This is a genomic window from Sphingorhabdus sp., from assembly GCF_029865925.1.
Lineage (GTDB): Bacteria > Pseudomonadota > Alphaproteobacteria > Sphingomonadales > Sphingomonadaceae > Sphingorhabdus_B.
The window spans coordinates 16858-37466 of sequence record NZ_JARXAI010000077.1 but is presented as its reverse complement, the minus strand read 5'-3'; the positions used below and the strand labels follow the sequence as shown (position 1 = coordinate 37466).

The following is a 20609-nucleotide window of genomic DNA, read 5'->3' as shown; positions in this document are numbered from 1 at the left end:
CCAACCCACTCGGGTACGGGGCCAGCCAGTTTAAGCTGCGCACCGAACAGCGGAAGCAAGCGATAGGCGCCAAATGATAGCGCAATGACGCCGACAAAGCCGCGAACGGCGTCTGCATTAATCGCGGTCGCCAAAAACCATCCCAAAAAGATGCCCACGACTGCGCCCGGCAAGGTCAGGAACAACGTCCGCGGATCAAAATTGCGCCGGAATGCCCAGACACTCACAATATCCTGAACCATCAAAATGGGTAGCAACATGCCCGCACCGGCGACTGGGTCCATGACCAAGGCCAGTATCGGCATGGCCGCCGCGCCGAGCCCCGCAAATCCACCCTTGGCAAGCCCCACCAATATGACGGCGGCACTTGCGACGATGTAGAAATAGGTATCGGCGGGCAGATTCAAGGCGTTTTCAAGCGCTTCCGCACCGCGAGGATATAAATGATCGACCCAGCGGCCGCGAAGATGAACCACTGGATGGCATATAACAGGTGGTTATTCGGAATTTGCGCTGGCGATGGCAATGCAAGCTGTTGCAGACCATCTGCGGGATCGGTCGACACCAGCTTAATCAACTGCACCCCATCGGGCGCGATGATGCCACGGACCAGTCCGCCGCTCCAGCTGGGCGATTGCGGACGTTCTGACCAACCGATGGCAACTTTCGCGTTTACGCCTTCAGCGCCGCCTGTTTGGCACGAGGCAACATGGGCAAAGCCTGCGTCGCCAGCACGATTGCTGCCTGACACCGACTCGATTTTAAGCACCTTGCCGCACATCAGCGTAGAGCGCCGAAATAACGGCAATGCCTTGGGATCGGGGACCACGGGCCAAGTGACCGCCGGCAGGCCATCAGCGGCGTTGTAACGGGCGAGCAAAGCCTCTTTTTCAGCCTTGCGCTGAAGCTGCCAAACGCCGAGACCCATCATGATACCGACCGCGATGATCACAATGATCGTTGGAATAATCGGCCAGCGTTTCATAGCAGATCGTCCTTCCCGGCTTCATGTGCTTTGTTGCGATACTCGGATGCCAGCAATGCCGCTTTCGCCATCCGCAGCGTTACCACGGTTAATGCGGCGGTCACCGGAACCCAAATGATGACATGCACCCAAAAGGGCGGTCGGACGGCGGAATCGAGCAGCAAAGCGAAGACAATGATCAGCGCACCAATCACCATAGTGAGCAATGCCGCAGGGCCATCGCCTACGTTAAACGAACTATAATCAAGTTTGCAGTGCGAACATGTGTCCGCAAACTGGCCAAGCCCCGCAAACAGCGTTTTACCGCCGCATTTGGGGCAGAGACCAAAAAGGGCAGCCCGCAATATGCTGGGCCGCCCTTCTGGAGATTGCTCTGCTGTCATTTAAGCGTGAACTGGTGCGCCCCAGCCACCCCAAATGTAGATGGTGATGAAGAGGAAGAGCCACACGACATCGACAAAGTGCCAATACCAGGCAGCGGCTTCAAAACCGAAATGCTGCTGAGGCGTGAAATGGCCCTTGTAGGTACGTGCAAGGCAGACCGCCAAGAAAATGGTGCCGACGATGACATGAAAGCCATGAAAACCAGTCGCCATGAAAAACGCCGTGCCATAGTTCAGGCCAGCGAAAGGAAATGGCGCTTCTGCATATTCATACGCCTGGATGCTACTGAACAGCAGGCCAAGAAAGATCGTCAGCCACAAACCTTTTTTCAGACCTTCGCGGTCACCATGGATCAGCGCATGGTGCGCCCATGTCACCGTGGTGCCCGAGCACAGCAGGATCAGCGTGTTGAGCAATGGAAGCTTCATCGAATCGAGAACTTCGAGGCCCTTTGGCGGCCACTGCATCAAGGCTGCGGCGCCCTCCTGACCGATCAGGTTAGTTACAGTGAATGCATGGGTTTCTGCGTCCTTCACGAGCTCCAGCGGCACTGGGAACAAAGAATAATCGAACCATGCCCAGAACCAAGCGACAAAGAACATGACTTCTGAGGCAATGAACATGATCATGCCGTAACGCAGGTGAAGCTGAACCACGGGCGTATGGTCGCCAGCATGGGCCTCATGAATAACGTCGCTCCACCACGCATAGAAAGTATACATGACACTGATGAAGCCAAGGCCGAACACAAGGCTGCCATAGCTAAACTGTTCGGGATGCATCCACATCACCAGACCGAAGAACATCGTCAGGGCCGAAAATGAACCCAGCAACGGTGTGATGCTTGGTGGCAAAATATGATAATCGTGATTTTTGGCACCCGCCATGGTCAATTCCCTGTAGTCTTACCGGTTAATATTAGCTTAGCTTCAGTTTACTGCCTGGTCCACCGTGTTTGGCTTTTCGACGGGGTAGAAAGTGTAGCTAAGGGTGATTTCTTCGATGTCTTTGGTGTTCGGATCCGTCATGATTTTTGGATCGACATAGTAAAGCACGGGCATGCGGACCTGTTCGCCCGGCTTCAATGTCTGCTCTGTGAAGCAAAAGCATTGGATCTTGTTGAAATATTTGCCAGCCAACTCGGGCGTCACATTGAACGTGGCGGTGCCAGTTACTGGCTCGTTCGAGAGATTCTTTGCAAGGAAGATCGACATATCCTTCGCGCCGATGCTGACGGTATCGGTTGGCCGTTCTGGTTTAAATTCCCAAGGCAAGCCGCCGCGCTGATTGGCATCAAACCGGATAACCATGGTTTTGTTCGTTACAGCTACGGTAGCCGCCTGTGCAGCATCGACACGCATTGTTGTTCCACCAAAGCCAGTCACCTGGCAAAACAAGCGATACAGTGGCACCGCAGCAAAGCCAACGCCCACCATTGATACCGCAAGTGCCGCCGCTAGAAACCCGGTTTTTGCATTGGATATGGCCATCAGCCCCAGACCCCCACTTTCACCACAGTGATTAAGAAGAACAAAATACATAGCGCGACCAAGGCAATACCCATGACGCGAGAGCGTCCCGCTTGGCGCTTGCGGATAATGGCCGTTTCTTCGGCGGTGTAGGCAGACGGCTCATTCTGGCTCATGATATTACCATCCGGTCAAAGGCAAAAATTGCAAAAAGGAGAAACAGGTAAAGGATAGAGAAGGCAAAAAGTTGCTTTTCCGGTTTCATCGCAGCCGCGTCGGTGGCCTCGTTTTTCCAGACCCGGCAGGCCAGGCCCAAAAATATGAGGTTTAGAACGACAGAGGCTACACCATAGACCCACCCTGTTTCTGCCAAAGCGAAGGGCAGTATTGCCGTTGCCGCCATGGGGAAACTGTACCCGAATATCTGGTTACGTGTGACCCGCTGACCCTTCACATTGGGGAGCATGGGAATTCCGGCCGCGCCGTAATCCGTCTTCATAAACAAGGCGAGCGCCCAGAAATGCGGCGGTGTCCAAAGGAAAATGATCCCGAACAGGAGGACTGGCATAAGCGTAACGTCGCCTGTTACCGCCGCCCATCCTATTACAGGCGGAAATGCGCCCGCAGCGCCGCCGATAACGATATTCTGCGGCGTGTTGGGCTTCAACCAGATAGTGTAGACAATCGCGTAGAAGAAGATCGAAAAGGCAAGCAGGCCCGCACATAGCCAGTTGACCGCAACCCCCATTATACCAACCGAGAAAGCGGCAAGGCCAATGCCAAAGTTAAGCGCAGACGCGCGGTCCATGCGGCCCGCGGGCAACGGGCGGCCCGCTGTCCGTGCCATTTTAGCGTCAATGTCAGCTTCGAAATATTGGTTCAACGCACCACAGGCCCCCGCGCCCAAGGCCAGGCAGAGTATCGCGGTAAAACCAATCACCGGATGAATGCTACCCGGTGCCGCCAAAAGTCCGCACAGTGCTGTGAACACGACAAGCGACATGACCCGAGGCTTAGTCAAAGCCCAGAAATCGCGCCACTCGGCTGGCAAAATGATGTCACGCGTTGCGGTTGTCATGCCTTTTCCCAGACGTTCGAGGCGTTCAAAGCAGCGAACCGCCGCCGGTTACTTGATAACCGGCAGCGTTTCGAACTGGTGATATGGTGGAGGGCTTGTCAGCGTCCACTCAAGCGTGGTCGCACCTTCACCCCAATAATTGTCTTCCGCACGGCGGCCAGCGACCAACGACCAGATGACGTTGACGAAGAAGATCAAAACGCCAACTGCCATAATCGCATAGCCAAAGGAAGCTACGCCGTTCCAGTAAGCGAAGGCCTCTGGATAATCGGGGTATCGACGCGGCATACCCGAGTTGCCGAGGAAGTGCATCGGGAAGAACAAGACGTTCACGCCGATGAAGAATATCCAGAAATGCAGATGGCCAAGGAATTCATTTAGGTGGCGACCCGACATTTTACCGAACCAATAATAGAAGCCCGCAAAGAGCGAGAACACCGCACCAAGCGACAACACATAATGGAAGTGGGCCACAACATAATAAGTGTCATGCAAGTTATCGTCGAGGCCGCCATTGGCCAGAACAACACCCGTCACACCTCCAACGGTGAACATGAAGATGAAGCCCATCGCCCAAACCATGGGTGTCTTGAAGCTCACCGAACCGCCCCACATTGTTGCAATCCAGCTGAAGATCTTTATACCTGTTGGTACCGCGATCACCATCGTTGCCGCCGTAAAGTACATTTTCATGTCAACGCTCATGCCCGTTGTGAACATGTGGTGCGCCCAGACAACAAAGCCGACGACGCCAATTGCAACCATAGCATAGGCCATGCCGAGATAGCCAAACACTGGCTTGCGGCTGAAGGTTGCAACGATCTGGCTGATGATGCCGAAACCTGGCAAAATCATGATGTACACTTCAGGGTGACCGAAGAACCAGAAAAGATGCTGATACAAGACAGGGTCACCGCCGGCAGACGCATCAAAGAATGCGCCGCCAAAGTTACGGTCGACCAGAAGCATCGTAATTGCGGCTGCCAACACTGGCAAGGCGAGCAACAACAAGAATGCAGTGACCAACACCGACCACACGAACAGCGGCATTTTGTGCAAGGTCATTCCCGGTGCACGCATGTTGAAAATGGTGGTGATGAAGTTAATGGCACCCAGAATCGACGCGGCACCAGCAAGGTGAAGCGAGAAAATGGCCATGTCCACAGCCGGACCGACCGAGCCAGAGGTTGAAAGCGGTGCGTAGACCGTCCAGCCAGTTCCAGCACCTAATCCCGTGCCGCCCGGCACAAAGCTTGATCCGAGCAGCATGATGAAGGCAACAACTGTCAGCCAGAAGCTAATATTGTTCATGCGGGGAAACGCCATGTCAGGCGCGCCGATCATCAAAGGCACAAACCAGTTACCAAAACCGCCAATGAGGGCGGGCATGACCATGAAGAACACCATGATCAGGCCGTGGGCGGTGATCAGCACGTTCCACATGTGATAGGCTTCATCAAGCGACGCTTCCTTGCCGGCCATCATTGATGCCCAACCTTGAAGATATTGGATGCCAGGAGCAGCAAGCTCCAACCGCATCAGACCGGAAATGCCACCGCCGATGATCCCTGCGCATATAGCAAAAATCAAATAGAGGGTGCCGATGTCCTTGTGGTTAGTCGACATGAACCACCGAGCGAAAAAGCCCGGCTTGTGGTCCGCGTCATGATGGTCATGCGCATGAAGGTCTGTACCTGTGGCTGCAATGGTTGTCATCCGTTTGGCCTCTTTACTTAGTTGGCGCTGCAACAGGTGCAGCAACAGTGTCGATAGGGGTTGCGGCGCCAGCTGGTGCTAAAGGAGCAGCTACATTCTCGCCCGCAGGAGCGGCGGCGGCAGGTGCAGGTTTAGTCGCCCCAGGCATTGTGCCGCCCTGCGCCTTTACCCATGCCGCAAATTTTTCGGGTGGCAATGCTTCCACGACGATTGGCATGAACGCGTGGCGCGCTCCGCAGAGCTCAGAGCATTGCCCAAAATATACACCAGGCTTCGTAATCGTGAGCGATTTTTCGTTCAGACGGCCAGGGACAGCGTCTAGCTTGAACCAAAGCGAAGGAACGGCGAATGCGTGAATCACGTCAGCGGCAGTGGTCTGAATGCGCAACGGCACCCCGGCAGGAACAACCATACGATTGTCCGAAGCCATGAGCTTCGGTCCGTCATTTTCGGTGCGGAAACGCTCGCCTTTGGCAACGTCGCCTTCTTCCTTGAGCATGTTTGAAACAACTTCGAAACCGCCATGATCAGGATAGGTAAAGCCCCAATACCACTGATAGCCAGTCGCTTTAATGGTGACGGCATTGGCTGGAGCTGGCTTGAACTGCTTCGCCAACAAATCGAGCGAAGGATACGCAATGCCCAACAGAATCAGGACGGGAACCAAAGTCCATACAACCTCAATGAAGGTGTTGTGTGTTGTCTTGGATGGCACTGGATTTGCACGGCGGTTGAAGCGCAAAATTACCATGAACAGAAGGCCGAGAACAAATAGCGAAATGATGGTTATGATTGGCAAAAGAACCGTATTGTTGATCCATTTTGCATATTGGCCGTTGTCGCTGAATTGCTCCTGAAAATCGATTTCTTTAGGCTTTGGCATGCCAACGCTGTTTTTATAGTCGGGACGCATGGGCGTGTAACCCGGCAAGGAGCCATCCATGGATTTCGGCGCAGCGGCAGCTGCTGGCGCTGCTTCTGTCGCAGGTGAAACCGGAGTAACGGCAGCAGGCGTCGCCACGACGGGCGCAGCCACTTCCTTAGTTACTGGCGTCGGCGCAGGATTCGCAGGCTGCGCCATCGCCAATGAAGGCGCGGTCAGGACAACGAGCAATACCAACAATTTCTTCAACATATTCATCAACTTGGCCCCGTATTCTTGGTGCGGCGCAGGAACTTTGCGCTGGTCTGACCGACCCGTAGAGTGCCAGACTGGCGCGACCTATAGTCGCGCTAATCTGAAGCCTCAAGCGGTCGATTGATTATTTTTAGCATTTAATTGCTCCAGTTTTCTACCTATTTGCGTTGCAATCCGCTAAACAGCGCATGCAAAAGACAACATCGGTAAAGAAGGAAAATTCTCCCCACCATGACTGAAGATGAAATACTGGCTGAATTCCGTAGCGTCGATGCTTTGCTTGAGGGACATTTCCTGCTGTCATCGGGCCGCCACAGTGCCTATTATCTGCAATGCGCGCGGTTGTTAATGAACCCAGAGCGCGCCGGGCGGATTGCCCTTGCGATTACCCAAAAAATCCCACGTGAATTGCGCAGCGAGGTGCAAGTCGTCATTTCTCCCGCCATGGGCGGTATTATCATTGGCCATGAAATGGGCCGCGCGCTTGGCGTTGATGCTTTGTTTGTTGAGCGCCCCGACGGTGTATTTGGTTTGCGTCGCGGCTTTTCGCTCGCGCCCGGAACCAAAGTTTTAATGGTAGAAGATGTCGTCACCACTGGCCTTTCGTCACGTGAGGCCATTGCCGCTATTGAAGCCTCGGGCGGCGTTGTCATTGCGGCCGCTTCCGTGGTTGACCGCTCGGCGGGTGCGGTTGAACTTGGCGTGCCATTTTATCCACTAATCGAATTGAACTTCCCTACATATGCAGGAGACGAATTGCCGCCCGAGCTGGCAGCTACAGAAGCGGTTAAGCCCGGTAGCCGGAAGATATGAACGAAGCAGCAAAAGCGCCGCGCCTGCGCCTAGGCGTCAACATTGACCATGTTGCCACCATTCGCAATGCACGCGGCGGGGCGCATCCAGACCCTGTGCGTGCGGCGCAAATTGTCGCAGCCGTCGGCGGCGATGGCATTACTGCCCATTTGCGCGAAGACCGGCGGCACATTCGCGATGCCGATATAGAACGCATAATGGCGGCCACCAATTTGCCGCTCAATCTGGAAATGGCTGCGACCGAAGAAATGCTCGAGATTGCACTTCGGCATAAACCCCATGCGGCGTGCATCGTCCCTGAACGGCGGGAGGAGCGGACAACCGAGGGCGGTTTAGACGCTGCCGGCCAGCACAACCATCTCGCACCCATCGTTACCCGGCTCACCGACGCCAATATCCGCGTTAGCCTGTTCATTGAACCCGATGCCCGCCAGATTGAAGCCGCTATCCGCTTGCGCGCGCCAATCGTGGAATTCCACACGGGCAAATACGCCCATGCCGAAGGCGCAGAGCGCGAGGTCGAGCTCCGCCGCATTGCTGACGCCGCTGCTTTGGCCGCCAAAAATGGCATCGAACCGCATGCGGGCCATGGCCTGACGTTCGATAATGTCCAACCTATTGCCGCTATCCCGCAGTTCGCTGAACTCAACATCGGGCATTATCTCATTGGCGAGGCGATTTTCATTGGGCTTGAAGAAAGCGTGCGCAAAATGCGTGCGCTGATGGACCTTGCCCGGTGATCGTCGGGCTTGGTTCCGACCTGTGTAATATTGAACGTATCGCCCGTTCACTTGAACGCTTTGGCACGCGCTTTGAAAACCGGGTGTTCACAGACCTTGAACGGGCGAAGGCAGCCAAGCGTCCGTTTACCAAAGCAGGCACTTATGCGAAACGCTTTGCCGCTAAAGAGGCCTTTTCCAAAGCAGTGGGAACCGGATTCAAGCATGGCGTGTTTATGAAGGACATTGGCGTCGTTAATGCACCCTCCGGTGCGCCAACGCTTTCCCTTACCGGGGGCGCGAAAGCACGGCTCGACGCAATGATTCCAGCAGGCTATGAAGCCCATATCCATTTGACGCTGACCGACGACCATCCCTGGGCACAGGCATTTGTCATTATAGAGGCATTAAGAATGCAAAAGGCATGAGCAGCTTGACCACAGAAACTGACGAAAATTCCTCCACACCTCCCGCGCCAACCCCTGAAAAGCAGAGCTGGGCCGCAACCGCATGGGCGGAGGTTAAGGGCATGTTTTGGCTGTTGCTTGCTGTGCTCGCCTTCCACAGCTTCATAGCAAAGCCGTTCTACATTCCCTCAATCTCGATGATGCCGACCTTGTTGGTAGGTGACCGCCTGTTTGTGAGCAAATATCCCTACGGATGGAGCCATGTATCGCCGACGATCCCGAACCCTGTAGCCATTTTCCGTTGGCTCGTGCTGCGGGAAGAGGTTGAAGCGCTGGCCGTACCGCTGCCCGAGAGCAATACGCGTGTTTGGGGCAAAATGCCCGAACGTGGCGACATCGTCATATTGACACCAAAGGGCAAATATCAGGACTGGATTAAGCGCGTCATCGGTTTGCCCGGCGACACCATTGCGTTGAAAGAGGGGCAGGTTTTTCTAAATGGCAAACCCGTTCCCCAAGAGACGCAACCCAATTTGACCCTGGCGGTAGACGCCAACAATCCGTGCAATGAATATGACTTTCCCGGCGCCCTCACCCGCAGCGATGATGGCGCTTTGACGTGCAACCTGCCCATAATCCGCGAGACGCTGCCCAATGGCGCAAAATATGACACCATCGATGCGCGTCGCGGCGATACCGATGATATGGACCCAGTCAAAATCCCGGCAGGTCATGTGTTCTTGATGGGTGATAACCGCGACAATAGCTCCGATAGCCGTGTAGCTGCGGAACTTGGCGGCCTTGGCGGTCCCGTTTCATGGGATCGTATTGGTGGGCGGGCTGAGATAATCACATTCTCCGTAGATGGCAGCACGGGCCTTAATCCTGCGACATGGATAGGTTCGCTTCGGGGGGATCGCGCTGGCACAAGTTTACGTCCCAAGAAGGTCCGCCAAGGTGAATGACGTGCCCGCGCCAGAACAAAGCAAGCCACGCCGGCGGCGTAAAAAGCCCGAGGCGCGGGTGCCCGATAGCTTTCGGGAAGAAGTAGGCCCAACCGAGCTTTACGACCCGATTATCCGGTCCGAAATTAAGCGCGCCACGGTTTGGATTGGCATGGCTGCTTTGGTGGTGGCGTTCATCTGGCTTGCCCAGCCCATTCTTCTCATCATTGGCGGGGTCGTTCTCGCCGCAATGTTCGACGGCGGAGCGCGTCTCCTCGGTCGGATTTTACCCATTCCGCGTGGCTTCCGACTGACGATCGTGGTGTTAGCCGTTTTCGGCTTCATGTATTGGACGTTCGTTTTCACTGGCTCCGAACTGGCCGCACAGGCCGCAAGCCTTCAGGCCATTGTCGAGACCCAAATTGGAGCAATCGGCAACCGGATTGAGGCTGCGGGTTTCAACATCTCCGCTGAAGATGTGAAGGGCCTTGGATCGCAGATATTAAATTCCGTTGGTCGCGTAACAGAAGCCGTGTCCTCGGTAGTCAGCGCCATTACCAATCTTGCGATGATGTTGGTTCTTGGTATTTTTATTGCAGCGGAACCCCGCCTGTATGAACGCGGCGTGGCGTGGATGCTGCCGCTGGCAGAGCGTGAACATTTCTATGTGACGGCAGAAAAAATGGGTAGCGTCTTGCGCCGCCTGATGGCCGGGCGCTTACTTGGCATGGCGGTCGAAGGCTTCGGTACTTGGATATTGCTCAGCCTTGGCAACGTGCCAATGGCCGCGTTGCTCGGTGTGCTCACGGGCCTGCTCGCATTTCTGCCCAACATCGGCGCCATCGTATCGGGTGCGCTGATCATATTGGTTGGATTCTCCGCCGGATCAGATGTCGGGCTGTATGCCGTTTTCGTATATTTTGTCGTCCAGATGGTCGACGGGTATCTGATTGTGCCAATGGTGGCCAAGCGCGCGGTGGATTTAGCACCAGCCTTGGTCTTGGGCGCGCAGATCCTGTTTGGCGCGCTTTTCGGCATATTGGGATTGGCGCTTGCCGACCCCATCATTGCGATGATCAAAGTCACGCTTGAGCGGCAATCTGCGCGTAATGAAGCGCGTGGCATCCGCGAAGGGCCGTGAACCCAAAAAATGCTGCTGACCGTCTGCTTTTTGATGGGGATTGCCAATTTTTTTTATGCACAGGGCAGTCACGGAATCGGGGCACCCGTTTGTGGAAGACACCAAGCGCTATTTTAGTGCGCATTTCAGTCCTTTTGGCAGCTATGCCATTGAACTGGCTTTGCTGATCGGCGCACTGTGGCTCGCGAACCAAGGGTCATTGGCGATTTCACTTTTATACGCCGCGTATACGGCCATCAATGGTGTTGCGACATGGTGGCTGCTGTCTGGCAAGACATGATGGGCCTTTGTGCTTTGCTTTAATCTAATTATAGGGCGCCTGTGCCTCCATTAGCTCCCACTTCTGACGCCAAGCCCGATTTCGCGGTCATGCGGCGCTTTCTGCCCTATTTATGGCCGAAGGATGAGGCTGGCTTGCGCGTGCGCATCGTCTTTGCCTTGCTGCTGGTGGTTATCTCGAAACTCATTCAACTCAGCATGGCGTGGGTGTACGGCCGGGCCATTGACCGGATGGTTCCGGGCATGGAAGACAGCGTGGCGATCGCCATCGCATTGGTCGCGGCTTATGCTGGCGCGCGTTTTGGCGGCGTGTTGTTCGACAATTTGCGCAACGTGGTATTTGAACGTGTCGGGCAAGAAGCGACGCGGCGTCTGGCCGAAAATGTATTCAGCCATTTGCACAATCTGTCGATGCGGTTCCACATGAACCGGCGGACAGGCGCAGTGACCAAAGTCATTGAGCGCGGAACGAAGAGCATCGATATCATGCTCTATTTCCTGCTCTTCAACATCGCGCCCACATTGCTTGAGCTGTTTTTGGTTTCGGTTTATTTCAAAGTTTCTTTTGGTTGGGGCATGGTTGTCGCAACGCTCATCATGGTTGTCAGCTACATCGCCTACACCACCGTGATCACCAACTGGCGCAACAAATTGCGCGAGGAAATGAACGAGTTGGACACCCAGACCGTCGCCAAGTCGGTGGACAGTCTATTGAACTACGAAACGGTCAAATATTTCAACGCAGAAAAGCGTGAGACCCGCCGCTATGCCGAAGTCGTCCACCATTACGCAAATGCCGCCGTCAAATCGGAAAACTCGCTCGCCGCTCTGAACATTGGTCAATCGCTCATAACCAACCTGATGATGGCGGGGGCCATGGGCTATGTTGTGTGGGGCTGGTCGCGGGGTCAGTTTACGACGGGCGACGTCGTCACGGTCAACACCTTGCTGGCGCAGCTATTCCGGCCATTGGACATGTTGGGCATGGTGTATCGCACCATTCGCCAAGGCCTCACCGATATGGCCGCGATGTTCGCACTCATCGATACCCCTGCGGAAATAACGGACAAACCAAATGCGCCTGCGCTGGCGGTCAGTGGCGGGGCTATCGTGTTTGATGAAGTATATTTCGGCTATGACGCGGAACGACAGATCCTCAATGGCGTCAGTTTCGAGATAAAACCCGGCCACACGCTTGCGGTGGTTGGTCCTTCTGGCGCCGGCAAGTCGACCATCGCGCGGTTGCTGTACCGTTTTTACGACGTCACCGGCGGCCGGGTTACGATCGACGACCAAGATTTGCGCGATGTCACGCAGTCGAGCCTGCGCAGTTCCATCGGCATTGTTCCGCAAGACACTGTGTTGTTCAACGACAGCATTGGCTACAATATCGGCTATGGCCGCGAAGGCGCAAATCAGGCTGAAATCGAGGAAGCGGCGCGCGGTGCATCGATCCATGGCTTTATCGAATCCTTACCGGATCAATACGCCGCCAAAGTAGGTGAACGCGGGTTGAAACTGTCCGGTGGTGAAAAGCAGCGTGTGGCGATTGCCCGCACTTTGCTTAAAAATCCGCCGCTTTTGATATTGGATGAAGCGACCAGCGCCTTGGACAGCCGGACGGAGTCGGAAATTCAAGCGACGCTTGAGCGTATTTCGGAACGCCGCACGACCATCATCATCGCGCACCGGCTTTCGACCGTGGTCAACGCTGACCAGATCATCGTGCTTGAGGCGGGCCGCGTTGCCGAGAAAGGCACACATGTGCAGCTGCTCCGCAAAAATGGTCTCTACGCTGACATGTGGGCGCGCCAGCAAAGCGAGGCCGAGGAGGACGCCATTCCCGCCGCGTAAAATTACGCGCTATCCACAAGCGTCTTTGACCAATCCGAAGTGGGCTCTGTTATTGGCCGTGCGGCCGCGCTAGGGCTCCCGCATGGCCTCCGTCGCTCCCTCCCCCACGCCAGCCGATATATTGCACCGCCTGTTCGGCTTCCCCGGATTTCGCGGGCAGCAGGAGCAGGTAGTGACTCGCGTTCTTGCGGGGCAACGAACGCTTGCGATCATGCCGACGGGCGCAGGCAAGTCTTTATGCTATCAATTGCCCGCCGTGATCATGGACGGCACTTGTATCGTGATATCGCCGCTGATTGCGCTGATGCATGACCAGATGCGCGCAGCCGACGCTGTGGGTATCCGTGCAGCGACGCTGACGTCCGCCGACGATAACCGCGCTGAAACAATATCACGGTTCAGGGCGGGCGAACTTGACCTTTTATATGTCGCGCCGGAGCGGGCATCGGGACAGGAATTCTGCAGCCTGTTACGCGAGACAAAGATATCGCTATTCGCCATTGATGAGGCGCATTGCGTGTCCGAATGGGGGCATGATTTCCGGCCCGATTATCGCTTGTTACGCCCGTTGCTTGACAACTTTGCCGGAGTGCCAAGGCTAGCGCTGACGGCGACCGCAGACACCCACACCCGCGACGACATCGCCGAACAATTGGGCATACCCCGCGATGGTGTGATGGTGGCGGGTTTTGACCGACCCAACATACGTTATGTCGCCGAAGCCGCCCCAAGCAGCGGCATCGCGTCCTTGGTAAAGGGGTTGCAAGGGGCAGGCATAGTCTACGCCCAAACGCGTGACCGCACCGAGAAGATTGCGGCGCAAATCGCGGAGACAGGACGCAGGGCGCTTTTTTATCATGCAGGCATGGAGCCGCAAACACGCGCCCGTGCGCAGGCCGAATTTGTGTCGTCCGAAGACATGGTCATGGTCGCGACGGTCGCATTCGGCATGGGAATCGACAAGCCGGATGTGCGCTTCGTCGTGCATGCTGGTCTGCCGAAGTCCATCGAATCTTATTATCAGGAAAGTGGCCGTGCAGGACGCGATGGCGACCCCGCGGTCGCGCATATGCTATGGTCAGCAGGTGACTTCACGCGCGCGCGCGCGCGGTTGAACGAGCTTCCACCCGAACGGCGCGAGGCGGAATTGGCGCGCGTTGCTGCATTGTCACATCTGGTCGAAACACCCGGATGCCGCCGCGCTGTGCTTCTGCGGCATTTTGGGGAAAGTCCGCCAGAAAGCTGTGGCAATTGCGACAATTGCCTGCACGCACCCGATGTGCACGACGCGACCGAGCTGTCCCGTAAATTATTGTCGGCAGCATATCGGACGGGGCAGATGTTTGGCATGGGCCATTTGGAAAAAGTCCTGATGGGCAATGGAGACGACCGGATAACGCAATTCGGGCATGACCAGCTTTCGGTTTTCGGCATTGTGGACAGGGCAGAGGCCGCGATGCTGAAACCTTTGTCGCGTGCACTTCAGGCGCGCGGCGCCTTAGTGGCAAATGAACATGGCGGTCTAAAGTTGGCGGGCGATGCACGCGCGATCATGCGCGGTGACCAAAAAATCCAAATTGCGATTGTAAAACCGAGCGCCAAACGCAGCGCAGGCCGTCCGGACAATCCAATCGGCAATCCGTTGTTTGAGGCCTTGCGCGCCAAAAGACGGGCGCTCGCGGAAAATGTTGGCGTCCCTCCTTATGTTATCTTCCATGACGCCACCTTGCGCGAGATGGCACTGAGGCGGCCAGCCGATATCCACGCCTTGGGCCGGATCAGCGGCGTTGGCGCGCGCAAGTTGGAAGCCTATGGCGCGGAATTTCTGTCTGTGATCGCACAATACTGAATTTTAGGGCCTTTCCGATCAAACTATTCTCCCGTCTTGTTATCGATTGCAGTTTAATTTAGGGCCAAGAGATCGCCCGATTTTAGGTGGCTTTACAACAGGATTTGCTGATGTTCCAGATGGTGACTGATACATTTTATGCGGCCCCGCAAATCACCGTGTCGGACGTTGCCGACGCCGCCGATGCAGGGTTTTCGATGATCATCAACAACCGGCCTGAAGATGAATCGGCCGACCAGACCTCCGGGTCAGAAATCGCAGCAACAGCTGCGGCCGCTGGCTTGGAATATGTGGCCATTCCCGTCACACATGCCGGCTTTGCAGAATGGCAAGTGACCGCGATGGCAGACGCGCTGGACAAGGGCGATGGCAAAGTGCTGGCATATTGCCGTTCAGGAACGCGCTCCACTTTCCTGTGGGCGCTGGCCCGCGCATCCCGCGGAGCGCATCCCGCCACCTTGGCGGAAAAAGCGTCGGATGCCGGCTATGACCTCGCCCCCGTAACCGCGATGATGGATATGTTGCGCGGGCGTGCTTCGTGACGGCAGAATTGCTCAAGCTGGCGGGGTCCATTGCCGCGATCTTGTTCATCGCGTGGCTTGCGCGGTTCCTGCGGCTCGGTGGTGACGTCCGCATCCGCAGCGAAGAGCAAGCCCGCGAGATTGCCAATGAAACCTGCTGCGGGTTCGATCCGGTGGAAATAGCCATTGATAAAGCGGGTATCGCCGCGCTCCTGCGCGATGCCGACGGCAGGCATCTGCTGGTCCGCCGCCATGGCGTGCAATGGGCGGGAAGGCTGCTCGACCGACATAATGATTCCCGCCTGGACCAGAATTTTCTCACCGTCGGTACAGGGGAAAAAACCTTTGGATCGGTCACGCTCAATCTGGGTTCGCAAGCGTCGCACTGGGCGGCTGGCTTGCGGCATTTAAAAATATAGGACGCACATATGCCGGAGCTCTTCAACCCAATTGATTACGCCGTTCCTGCGTTCATCATACTCATCGTGGCAGAAATGCTTTGGGTGCGGCGACGTGCGCCAGAGAAATACGACCCCCGTGACACGCTGACGTCACTTGCATTGGGTACGGGCAGCACCGTTGCAGGCGCGCTATCCGGCGCCTTGGTGTTCAGCCTTGCTATGTGGATATACGAACAACGCTTTTTCGATATCGGCTGGGTCTGGTGGGCGTGGCCCTTATGCTTTGTTCTGGATGATCTCGCTTATTATTGGGCGCATCGGTCGGGACATCGCGTGCGTTGGTTCTGGGCAAGCCATGTGAACCATCATAGCAGCCAGCATTACAACCTATCGACCGCGCTGCGCCAGACATGGACTGGCTTTATCGCACTTGGTTTTATCTTCCGCATACCCTTGGCATTTCTGGGTTTTCATCCTGCGATGCTGTTGTTCGTCGGCGCGTTCAATCTCATTTATCAGTTCTGGATCCACACCGAGGCAATTTACAAATTCCCGCGCTGGGTCGAATATATCATGAACACCCCAAGCCACCACCGCGTCCACCACGCGACGAACCCGCGCTATCTCGATCAGAATTATGCCGGAACCTTCATCATCTGGGACCGCATCTTCGGGACATTCACCGAAGAGCTGGAGGGCGAAAAAATCCGCTACGGGATTGTAAAACAATTGGGCACGTTCAACCTGTTGTGGAGCGTGTTTCACGAATGGATTGGCATCGCACAGGATGTGAAGTCTGCGCCATGGCGGCATAAATTTTCATATATATGGCGCGCGCCGGGCTGGAGCCACGATGGCAGCAGGGACACATCCGATAGTATCCGTGCACAGTGGTTGCAAAGCCGGCAAGCCAAGGCTGACTAAGGCTATTTACTGCCTTGCCAGTAGTTAATCGCCCGCTTAAACCGCGCTACGTAGATGGAGCAGGTGAAATGGACGAATTTGACATCATTGTTATCGGCGGCGGTTCCGCAGGCAGTGCAGCAGCCGGACGACTGTCCGAAGGTGGCAAATATAAGGTCTGCCTGATCGAAGCAGGCGGCACCAACAATAATATGTTGATCAAAACGCCGGGTTTCATGCCGTTTATCCGCAATGCGTCCAATTACAAATATGACACTGTCCCGCAAAAGGGCTTGAACGGGCGTACGGGCTATCAACCGCGCGGTAAGGGACTTGGCGGGTCAAGCGCGATCAACGCGATGGTGTATATCCGTGGCCACAAATATGATTATGATAATTGGGCTGCCTTGGGTTGCGATGGCTGGTCCTATGATGACGTGCTGCCGTTTTTCAAACGCTGCGAAGATAATGAGCGGGGCCCTGACGCCTTTCATGGTTCGGGCGGGCCGCTTTCTGTTTCTGATCAACGTTGGCCACAAGCCGGCAGCCTTGCCTTCATTGAGGCGGCGGCAGAATTGCAATTGCCCATCAATGCGGACTTCAACGGTGCAACGCAGGACGGCTTTGGTCTGTATCAAGTCACGCAAAAGGGTGGCGAACGCTGGACCGCAGCGCGCGCATATGTCGAGCCTGCGCGGGATCGCATGGAAGTTCTCACCGGCGCTTTGACCGAAAAGATCATCGTCGAAAATGGCCGCGCTACTGGTGTTATCATTCGGCAGGGACGCAAGCGCCGCACCATCAAGGCGCGCGGCGCAGTCATATTGTCGGCGGGCGCATTTGGCTCACCACAAATCTTGATGCTGTCCGGCATGGGGCCAGCCGAACATTTGCGCAGCGTCGGGGTCGACGTCGTTCATGACAAGGCGGCCATTGGCGCCGACCTGCAAGACCATATCGACTATGTTTCGAGCTTTGAAACCCAATCGAAGGACGATTTCTTCGGCGATTCATTGGCTGGCACGGGCAAGATAATCAAGGCGATCATCGAACATAGGTTCAAGCGCACGGGCGTGATGACCACCTGCTTTGCTGAGGCAGGCGGGTTCTGGCGATCGGATGCAAGCTTGCCAGCACCCGACATCCAATATCATTTTGTGCCTGCGATGCTGGAAGATCATGGCCGTTCGAAGGTGAAGGGCCATGGCTTTAGCTGCCATGCATGTGTGTTACGCCCTGAAAGCCGCGGCACGGTGCGTCTGTCGTCTGCGGACGCCAGCGTCGCTCCGCTGATTGACCCTGCGTTCCTAAGCGATGACCGTGACATGGCGACTTTGCGCAGCGGCGTGCGCGCCATGCACCGCATATTCGAAGCGCCCGCGCTTGCGGTCTATAACGGCAAAAACCGGCATCCCGTGGATATCAATGACGACGCAGCATTGGACGACCTAATCCGCAGCCGCGCCGACACCGTCTACCACCCAGTGGGCACATGTCGCATGGGGCCAAATGATAGCGACGTCGTTGACTCGCGCCTGAAATATCGGGGTATTGACGGCCTATATGTCGCCGACGCCAGCATCATGCCGCGCCTTGTTTCTGGAAACACCAATGCGCCCAGCATGATGATCGGCGAAAGATGTGCTGAATTTGTCCGGGCTGACTTGCAATAATCTTGCGTAAACGCGGCACTGCGGTTAACCGCGTGCCCGTTATGGCGATAAATAGAACAGAATATATCAGCACCCGCGGCAACGCGGACGCGCTCGATTTTGCAGGCGTCACCCTGACGGGTTTGGCAAGCGACGGGGGCCTGTATGTGCCCAGGCATTGGCCGCAATTTTCGACAGAAGAAATCACCGCAATGCGCGGCCTGTCTTATGTCGATCTTGCCGCGCGTGTCATGGCGCCGTTTACCGCAGGTGTATTGGACGAGGCAGAGCTCAAGGGCCTGTGCGCCACAGCTTATGGCTCCTTCGCCCATCAAGCCGTTGCCCCATTGGTGCAGTTGGATGGCCAGCATTGGCTGCTTGAGCTTTTTCACGGCCCGACCTTGGCGTTCAAGGACGTTGCGCTACAATTGCTTGGCCAGTTTTTCGAACGCTTTCTTTCGGGTACGGACAAGAAACTGACCATCGTTGGAGCGACCTCGGGCGATACAGGGTCGGCCGCGATTGATGCCGTTGCCGGACGCGCACAAATGGAAATTTTCATGCTGCATCCGCATAACCGCGTGTCCGATGTACAACGGCGGCAGATGACAACCATCCTCGCGCCCAACGTCCATAACATCGCCATTGGCGGCAGCTTTGATGATGCACAGGCGATGGTAAAGCGGATGTTCAACGACAAGGATGTAAATGGTCCGCTAACCTTATCCGCTGTCAATTCAATCAACTGGGCGCGCCTGATGGCGCAAGTGGTCTATTATTTCTATGCCGCGCTGCGGCTTGGTGGACCTGAACGCAAGGTCGCGTTTTCGGTACCAACCGGAAATTTTGGCGATGTGTTTGCCGGCTATGTCGCGGCGCAAATGGGTCTTCCCATTGAGCGGCTGATTGTGGCCACGAACATCAATGACATTTTGCACCGTGCCTTGGCAAAGGGAGACTATTCCGTGCTTGGCGTAACCCCGACAGCATCGCCGTCGATGGATATTCAGGTATCGAGCAATTTTGAACGCCTGCTTTTCGATTTGGAGGGCTGTGACGGCTCCACAACTGGCGCCCGCATGAAATGGTTCGAACAAATGGGCAAAATGATACTTTCGCCCAAAATGCGCAAAAAGGCGAGTTTGCTCACCAGCGCGCGGACAGATGCCGAGCAGATGTCCGCCGCTATGCGCTGGGCTTATGGCGCGACTGACCAGATTATCGACCCGCACACCGCCATCGCTCTCCACGCCGCGCGCACCGCTGGCATACGTTCCGATGTGCCCGTGGTAACATTGGCGACCGCCCATCCAGCCAAATTCCCGGATGCCGTGGAAGAGGCAACGGGCGTGCGGCCAGCCTTGCCTGCGCGGGTGTCGCAATTGTTTGACCGCGAAGAACGCTTTGACGTTTTGCCCGGCACATATGATGCCGTCCGGGATTATGTACTGGCGCGCGCCACGCGTTGAACATGGAACAGGATTTCGTCACCCTCATCAGCGAACCACGCAGCGATTATACGCTGATCGATTCGGGTAATGGGCGTAAATATGAATCCTATGGCGACCGCCATTTTATCCGCCCCGAACCGCAAGCCATGTGGGCACCCGCGTTGGAAGAATGGCCTGCCGACGCCGAGTTCGTTCCAGGATCAGACGATGATGGTGGCGGACGTTGGTATAACAACAAACCCGTTCCGATGGATGGTTGGCCGCTGTCGTGGAATGACGAAGTGCATTTTACGGCATCCTGCACGCCGTTTCGTCATTTGGGCTTCTTTCCCGATATGGACCCCGTATGGCGGTGGATGCGCTGGCAATTAGCGGGTATTGCCGACCCCGTTGCGATGAACCTGTTTGGCTATACCGGCGTTGGCACCCTCGCTTTGTCCGCAGCCGGCGCGCAAATGGTCCATGTTGATGCGTCGAAGAAGTCCGTTGGCCAAGCGCGCGCCAATGCCGAAATGTCGGGTATGTCAGACCGCCCCATTCGCTGGATCGTTGATGACGCCGCGAAATTTGTTGCACGCGAAGTGCGCCGTGAAAAGCGCTATGACGGCATATTGCTGGACCCGCCCAAATATGGCCGTGGACCAGAAGGTGAAATATGGCGGCTTGAGGAAAACCTGCCCGAACTCATCGCCAATTGCCGTCAGTTGCTCGACGTGAATTCGAAATTTTTGTTTTTGACCGTTTACGCTGTACGCATGTCTGCGTTGGCACTGGGCGGACTATTGGAATCGCATTTTGCGGACCTTGGCGGCAAGGTTGAATTTGGCGAACTGGCGGTACGCGAACAAGGCCGGGGTATGCTTTTGCCCACAGCCATTTTCGCCCGCTGGTCGCGTTAAGGAGTA

Annotated in this window: 23 protein-coding genes; 14 read left to right on the top strand and 9 right to left on the bottom strand. The window is 55.9% G+C overall.

The genetic code is table 11. The features are described from left to right. The 9 genes from QE270_RS07780 to coxB form a co-directional block, all read right to left on the bottom strand. On the bottom strand, nucleotides 1-407 hold a 407-nt coding region (locus QE270_RS07780; protein WP_300037627.1), incomplete at its 3' end, for a sulfite exporter TauE/SafE family protein. Continuing rightward, nucleotides 404-985 (bottom strand): SURF1 family protein, encoded by a 582-nt coding sequence (locus tag QE270_RS07775; protein ID WP_300037624.1) that lies wholly within the window; start codon nucleotides 983-985, stop codon nucleotides 404-406. The genes QE270_RS07775 and QE270_RS07780, both read right to left, overlap by 4 nt. Continuing rightward, a complete protein-coding gene (locus tag QE270_RS07770) occupies nucleotides 982-1329 on the bottom strand; it encodes a DUF983 domain-containing protein (protein WP_366142256.1) in 348 nt (115 codons plus the stop codon). Before QE270_RS07770 ends, QE270_RS07775 begins: the two co-directional genes overlap by 4 nt. Before the next feature lie 39 nt (nucleotides 1330-1368). After that, nucleotides 1369-2256 carry a cytochrome c oxidase subunit 3 gene (locus QE270_RS07765; protein WP_300037618.1) on the bottom strand — a complete coding sequence of 296 codons (888 nt, stop codon included), beginning with the start codon at nucleotides 2254-2256 and terminating at the stop codon, nucleotides 1369-1371. A gap of 42 nt (nucleotides 2257-2298) precedes the next feature. Then, nucleotides 2299-2859, bottom strand: coding sequence for a cytochrome c oxidase assembly protein (locus QE270_RS07760; RefSeq protein ID WP_300037616.1), 561 nt, complete (start codon nucleotides 2857-2859; stop codon nucleotides 2299-2301). Beyond that, a complete protein-coding gene (locus QE270_RS07755; protein ID WP_300037613.1) occupies nucleotides 2859-3014 on the bottom strand; it encodes a hypothetical protein in 156 nt (51 codons plus the stop codon). Before QE270_RS07755 ends, QE270_RS07760 begins: the two co-directional genes overlap by 1 nt. Further along, a complete protein-coding gene (locus QE270_RS07750) occupies nucleotides 3011-3916 on the bottom strand; it encodes a heme o synthase (protein WP_300037610.1) in 906 nt (301 codons plus the stop codon). The genes QE270_RS07755 and QE270_RS07750 overlap by 4 nt, the downstream gene beginning before the upstream one ends. Nucleotides 3917-3964: 48 nt before the next feature. Further along, nucleotides 3965-5632 (bottom strand): cytochrome c oxidase subunit I, encoded by a 1668-nt coding sequence (ctaD, locus tag QE270_RS07745; RefSeq protein WP_300037607.1) that lies wholly within the window; start codon nucleotides 5630-5632, stop codon nucleotides 3965-3967. 13 nt (nucleotides 5633-5645) lie between these two features. Then, nucleotides 5646-6773 carry a cytochrome c oxidase subunit II gene (coxB, locus tag QE270_RS07740; protein WP_300037604.1) on the bottom strand — a complete coding sequence of 376 codons (1128 nt, stop codon included), beginning with the start codon at nucleotides 6771-6773 and terminating at the stop codon, nucleotides 5646-5648. A gap of 228 nt (nucleotides 6774-7001) precedes the next feature. On the opposite strand from coxB, the gene pyrE reads away from it, so the two are divergent. The 14 genes from pyrE to QE270_RS07670 all read left to right on the top strand — a co-directional run bounded on the left by pyrE (nucleotide 7002) and on the right by QE270_RS07670 (nucleotide 20603). Continuing rightward, entirely contained in the window at nucleotides 7002-7583 is a 582-nt protein-coding gene (pyrE, locus tag QE270_RS07735; RefSeq protein WP_300037600.1) for an orotate phosphoribosyltransferase, read from the top strand. Beyond that, complete coding sequence (locus tag QE270_RS07730) at nucleotides 7580-8323, top strand: pyridoxine 5'-phosphate synthase (RefSeq protein WP_300037597.1); 744 nt, start codon at nucleotides 7580-7582, stop codon at nucleotides 8321-8323. Before pyrE ends, QE270_RS07730 begins: the two co-directional genes overlap by 4 nt. After that, complete coding sequence (gene acpS / locus QE270_RS07725; RefSeq protein WP_300037594.1) at nucleotides 8320-8730, top strand: holo-ACP synthase; 411 nt, start codon at nucleotides 8320-8322, stop codon at nucleotides 8728-8730. Before QE270_RS07730 ends, acpS begins: the two co-directional genes overlap by 4 nt. A gap of 5 nt (nucleotides 8731-8735) precedes the next feature. Further along, complete coding sequence (gene lepB / locus QE270_RS07720) at nucleotides 8736-9674, top strand: signal peptidase I (protein ID WP_300037592.1); 939 nt, start codon at nucleotides 8736-8738, stop codon at nucleotides 9672-9674. 58 nt (nucleotides 9675-9732) lie between these two features. Continuing rightward, complete coding sequence (locus QE270_RS07715; RefSeq protein ID WP_300037639.1) at nucleotides 9733-10794, top strand: AI-2E family transporter; 1062 nt, start codon at nucleotides 9733-9735, stop codon at nucleotides 10792-10794. Nucleotides 10795-10849: 55 nt separating this feature from the next. Next, nucleotides 10850-11074, top strand: a complete 225-nt coding sequence (locus tag QE270_RS07710; RefSeq protein WP_300037590.1) for a hypothetical protein — start codon at nucleotides 10850-10852, stop codon at nucleotides 11072-11074. 89 nt (nucleotides 11075-11163) lie between these two features. Beyond that, complete coding sequence (locus QE270_RS07705; RefSeq protein ID WP_300037636.1) at nucleotides 11164-12927, top strand: ABC transporter ATP-binding protein/permease; 1764 nt, start codon at nucleotides 11164-11166, stop codon at nucleotides 12925-12927. Nucleotides 12928-13009: 82 nt separating this feature from the next. Then, the gene (recQ, locus tag QE270_RS07700) at nucleotides 13010-14776 is read left to right on the top strand and encodes a DNA helicase RecQ (RefSeq protein ID WP_300037588.1); all 1767 of its coding nucleotides are present in this window, start codon (nucleotides 13010-13012) and stop codon (nucleotides 14774-14776) included. Nucleotides 14777-14886: 110 nt separating this feature from the next. Continuing rightward, on the top strand, nucleotides 14887-15318 hold the full coding sequence (locus QE270_RS07695) for a TIGR01244 family sulfur transferase (protein WP_300037633.1): 432 nt from the start codon (nucleotides 14887-14889) through the stop codon (nucleotides 15316-15318). Then, nucleotides 15315-15716, top strand: a complete 402-nt coding sequence (locus QE270_RS07690; RefSeq protein ID WP_300037586.1) for a hypothetical protein — start codon at nucleotides 15315-15317, stop codon at nucleotides 15714-15716. The genes QE270_RS07695 and QE270_RS07690 overlap by 4 nt, the downstream gene beginning before the upstream one ends. 9 nt (nucleotides 15717-15725) lie before the next feature. Further along, a complete protein-coding gene (locus tag QE270_RS07685) occupies nucleotides 15726-16622 on the top strand; it encodes a sterol desaturase family protein (protein WP_300037583.1) in 897 nt (298 codons plus the stop codon). Nucleotides 16623-16690: 68 nt separating this feature from the next. After that, nucleotides 16691-18274 carry a GMC family oxidoreductase N-terminal domain-containing protein gene (locus tag QE270_RS07680; RefSeq protein WP_300037580.1) on the top strand — a complete coding sequence of 528 codons (1584 nt, stop codon included), beginning with the start codon at nucleotides 16691-16693 and terminating at the stop codon, nucleotides 18272-18274. Between the two features lie 41 nt (nucleotides 18275-18315). Beyond that, nucleotides 18316-19722, top strand: coding sequence for a threonine synthase (gene thrC, locus QE270_RS07675; protein ID WP_300037630.1), 1407 nt, complete (start codon nucleotides 18316-18318; stop codon nucleotides 19720-19722). Nucleotides 19723-19724: 2 nt separating this feature from the next. Continuing rightward, entirely contained in the window at nucleotides 19725-20603 is an 879-nt protein-coding gene (locus QE270_RS07670) for a class I SAM-dependent methyltransferase (RefSeq protein WP_300037577.1), read from the top strand. Nucleotides 20604-20609: the final 6 nt, after the last annotated feature.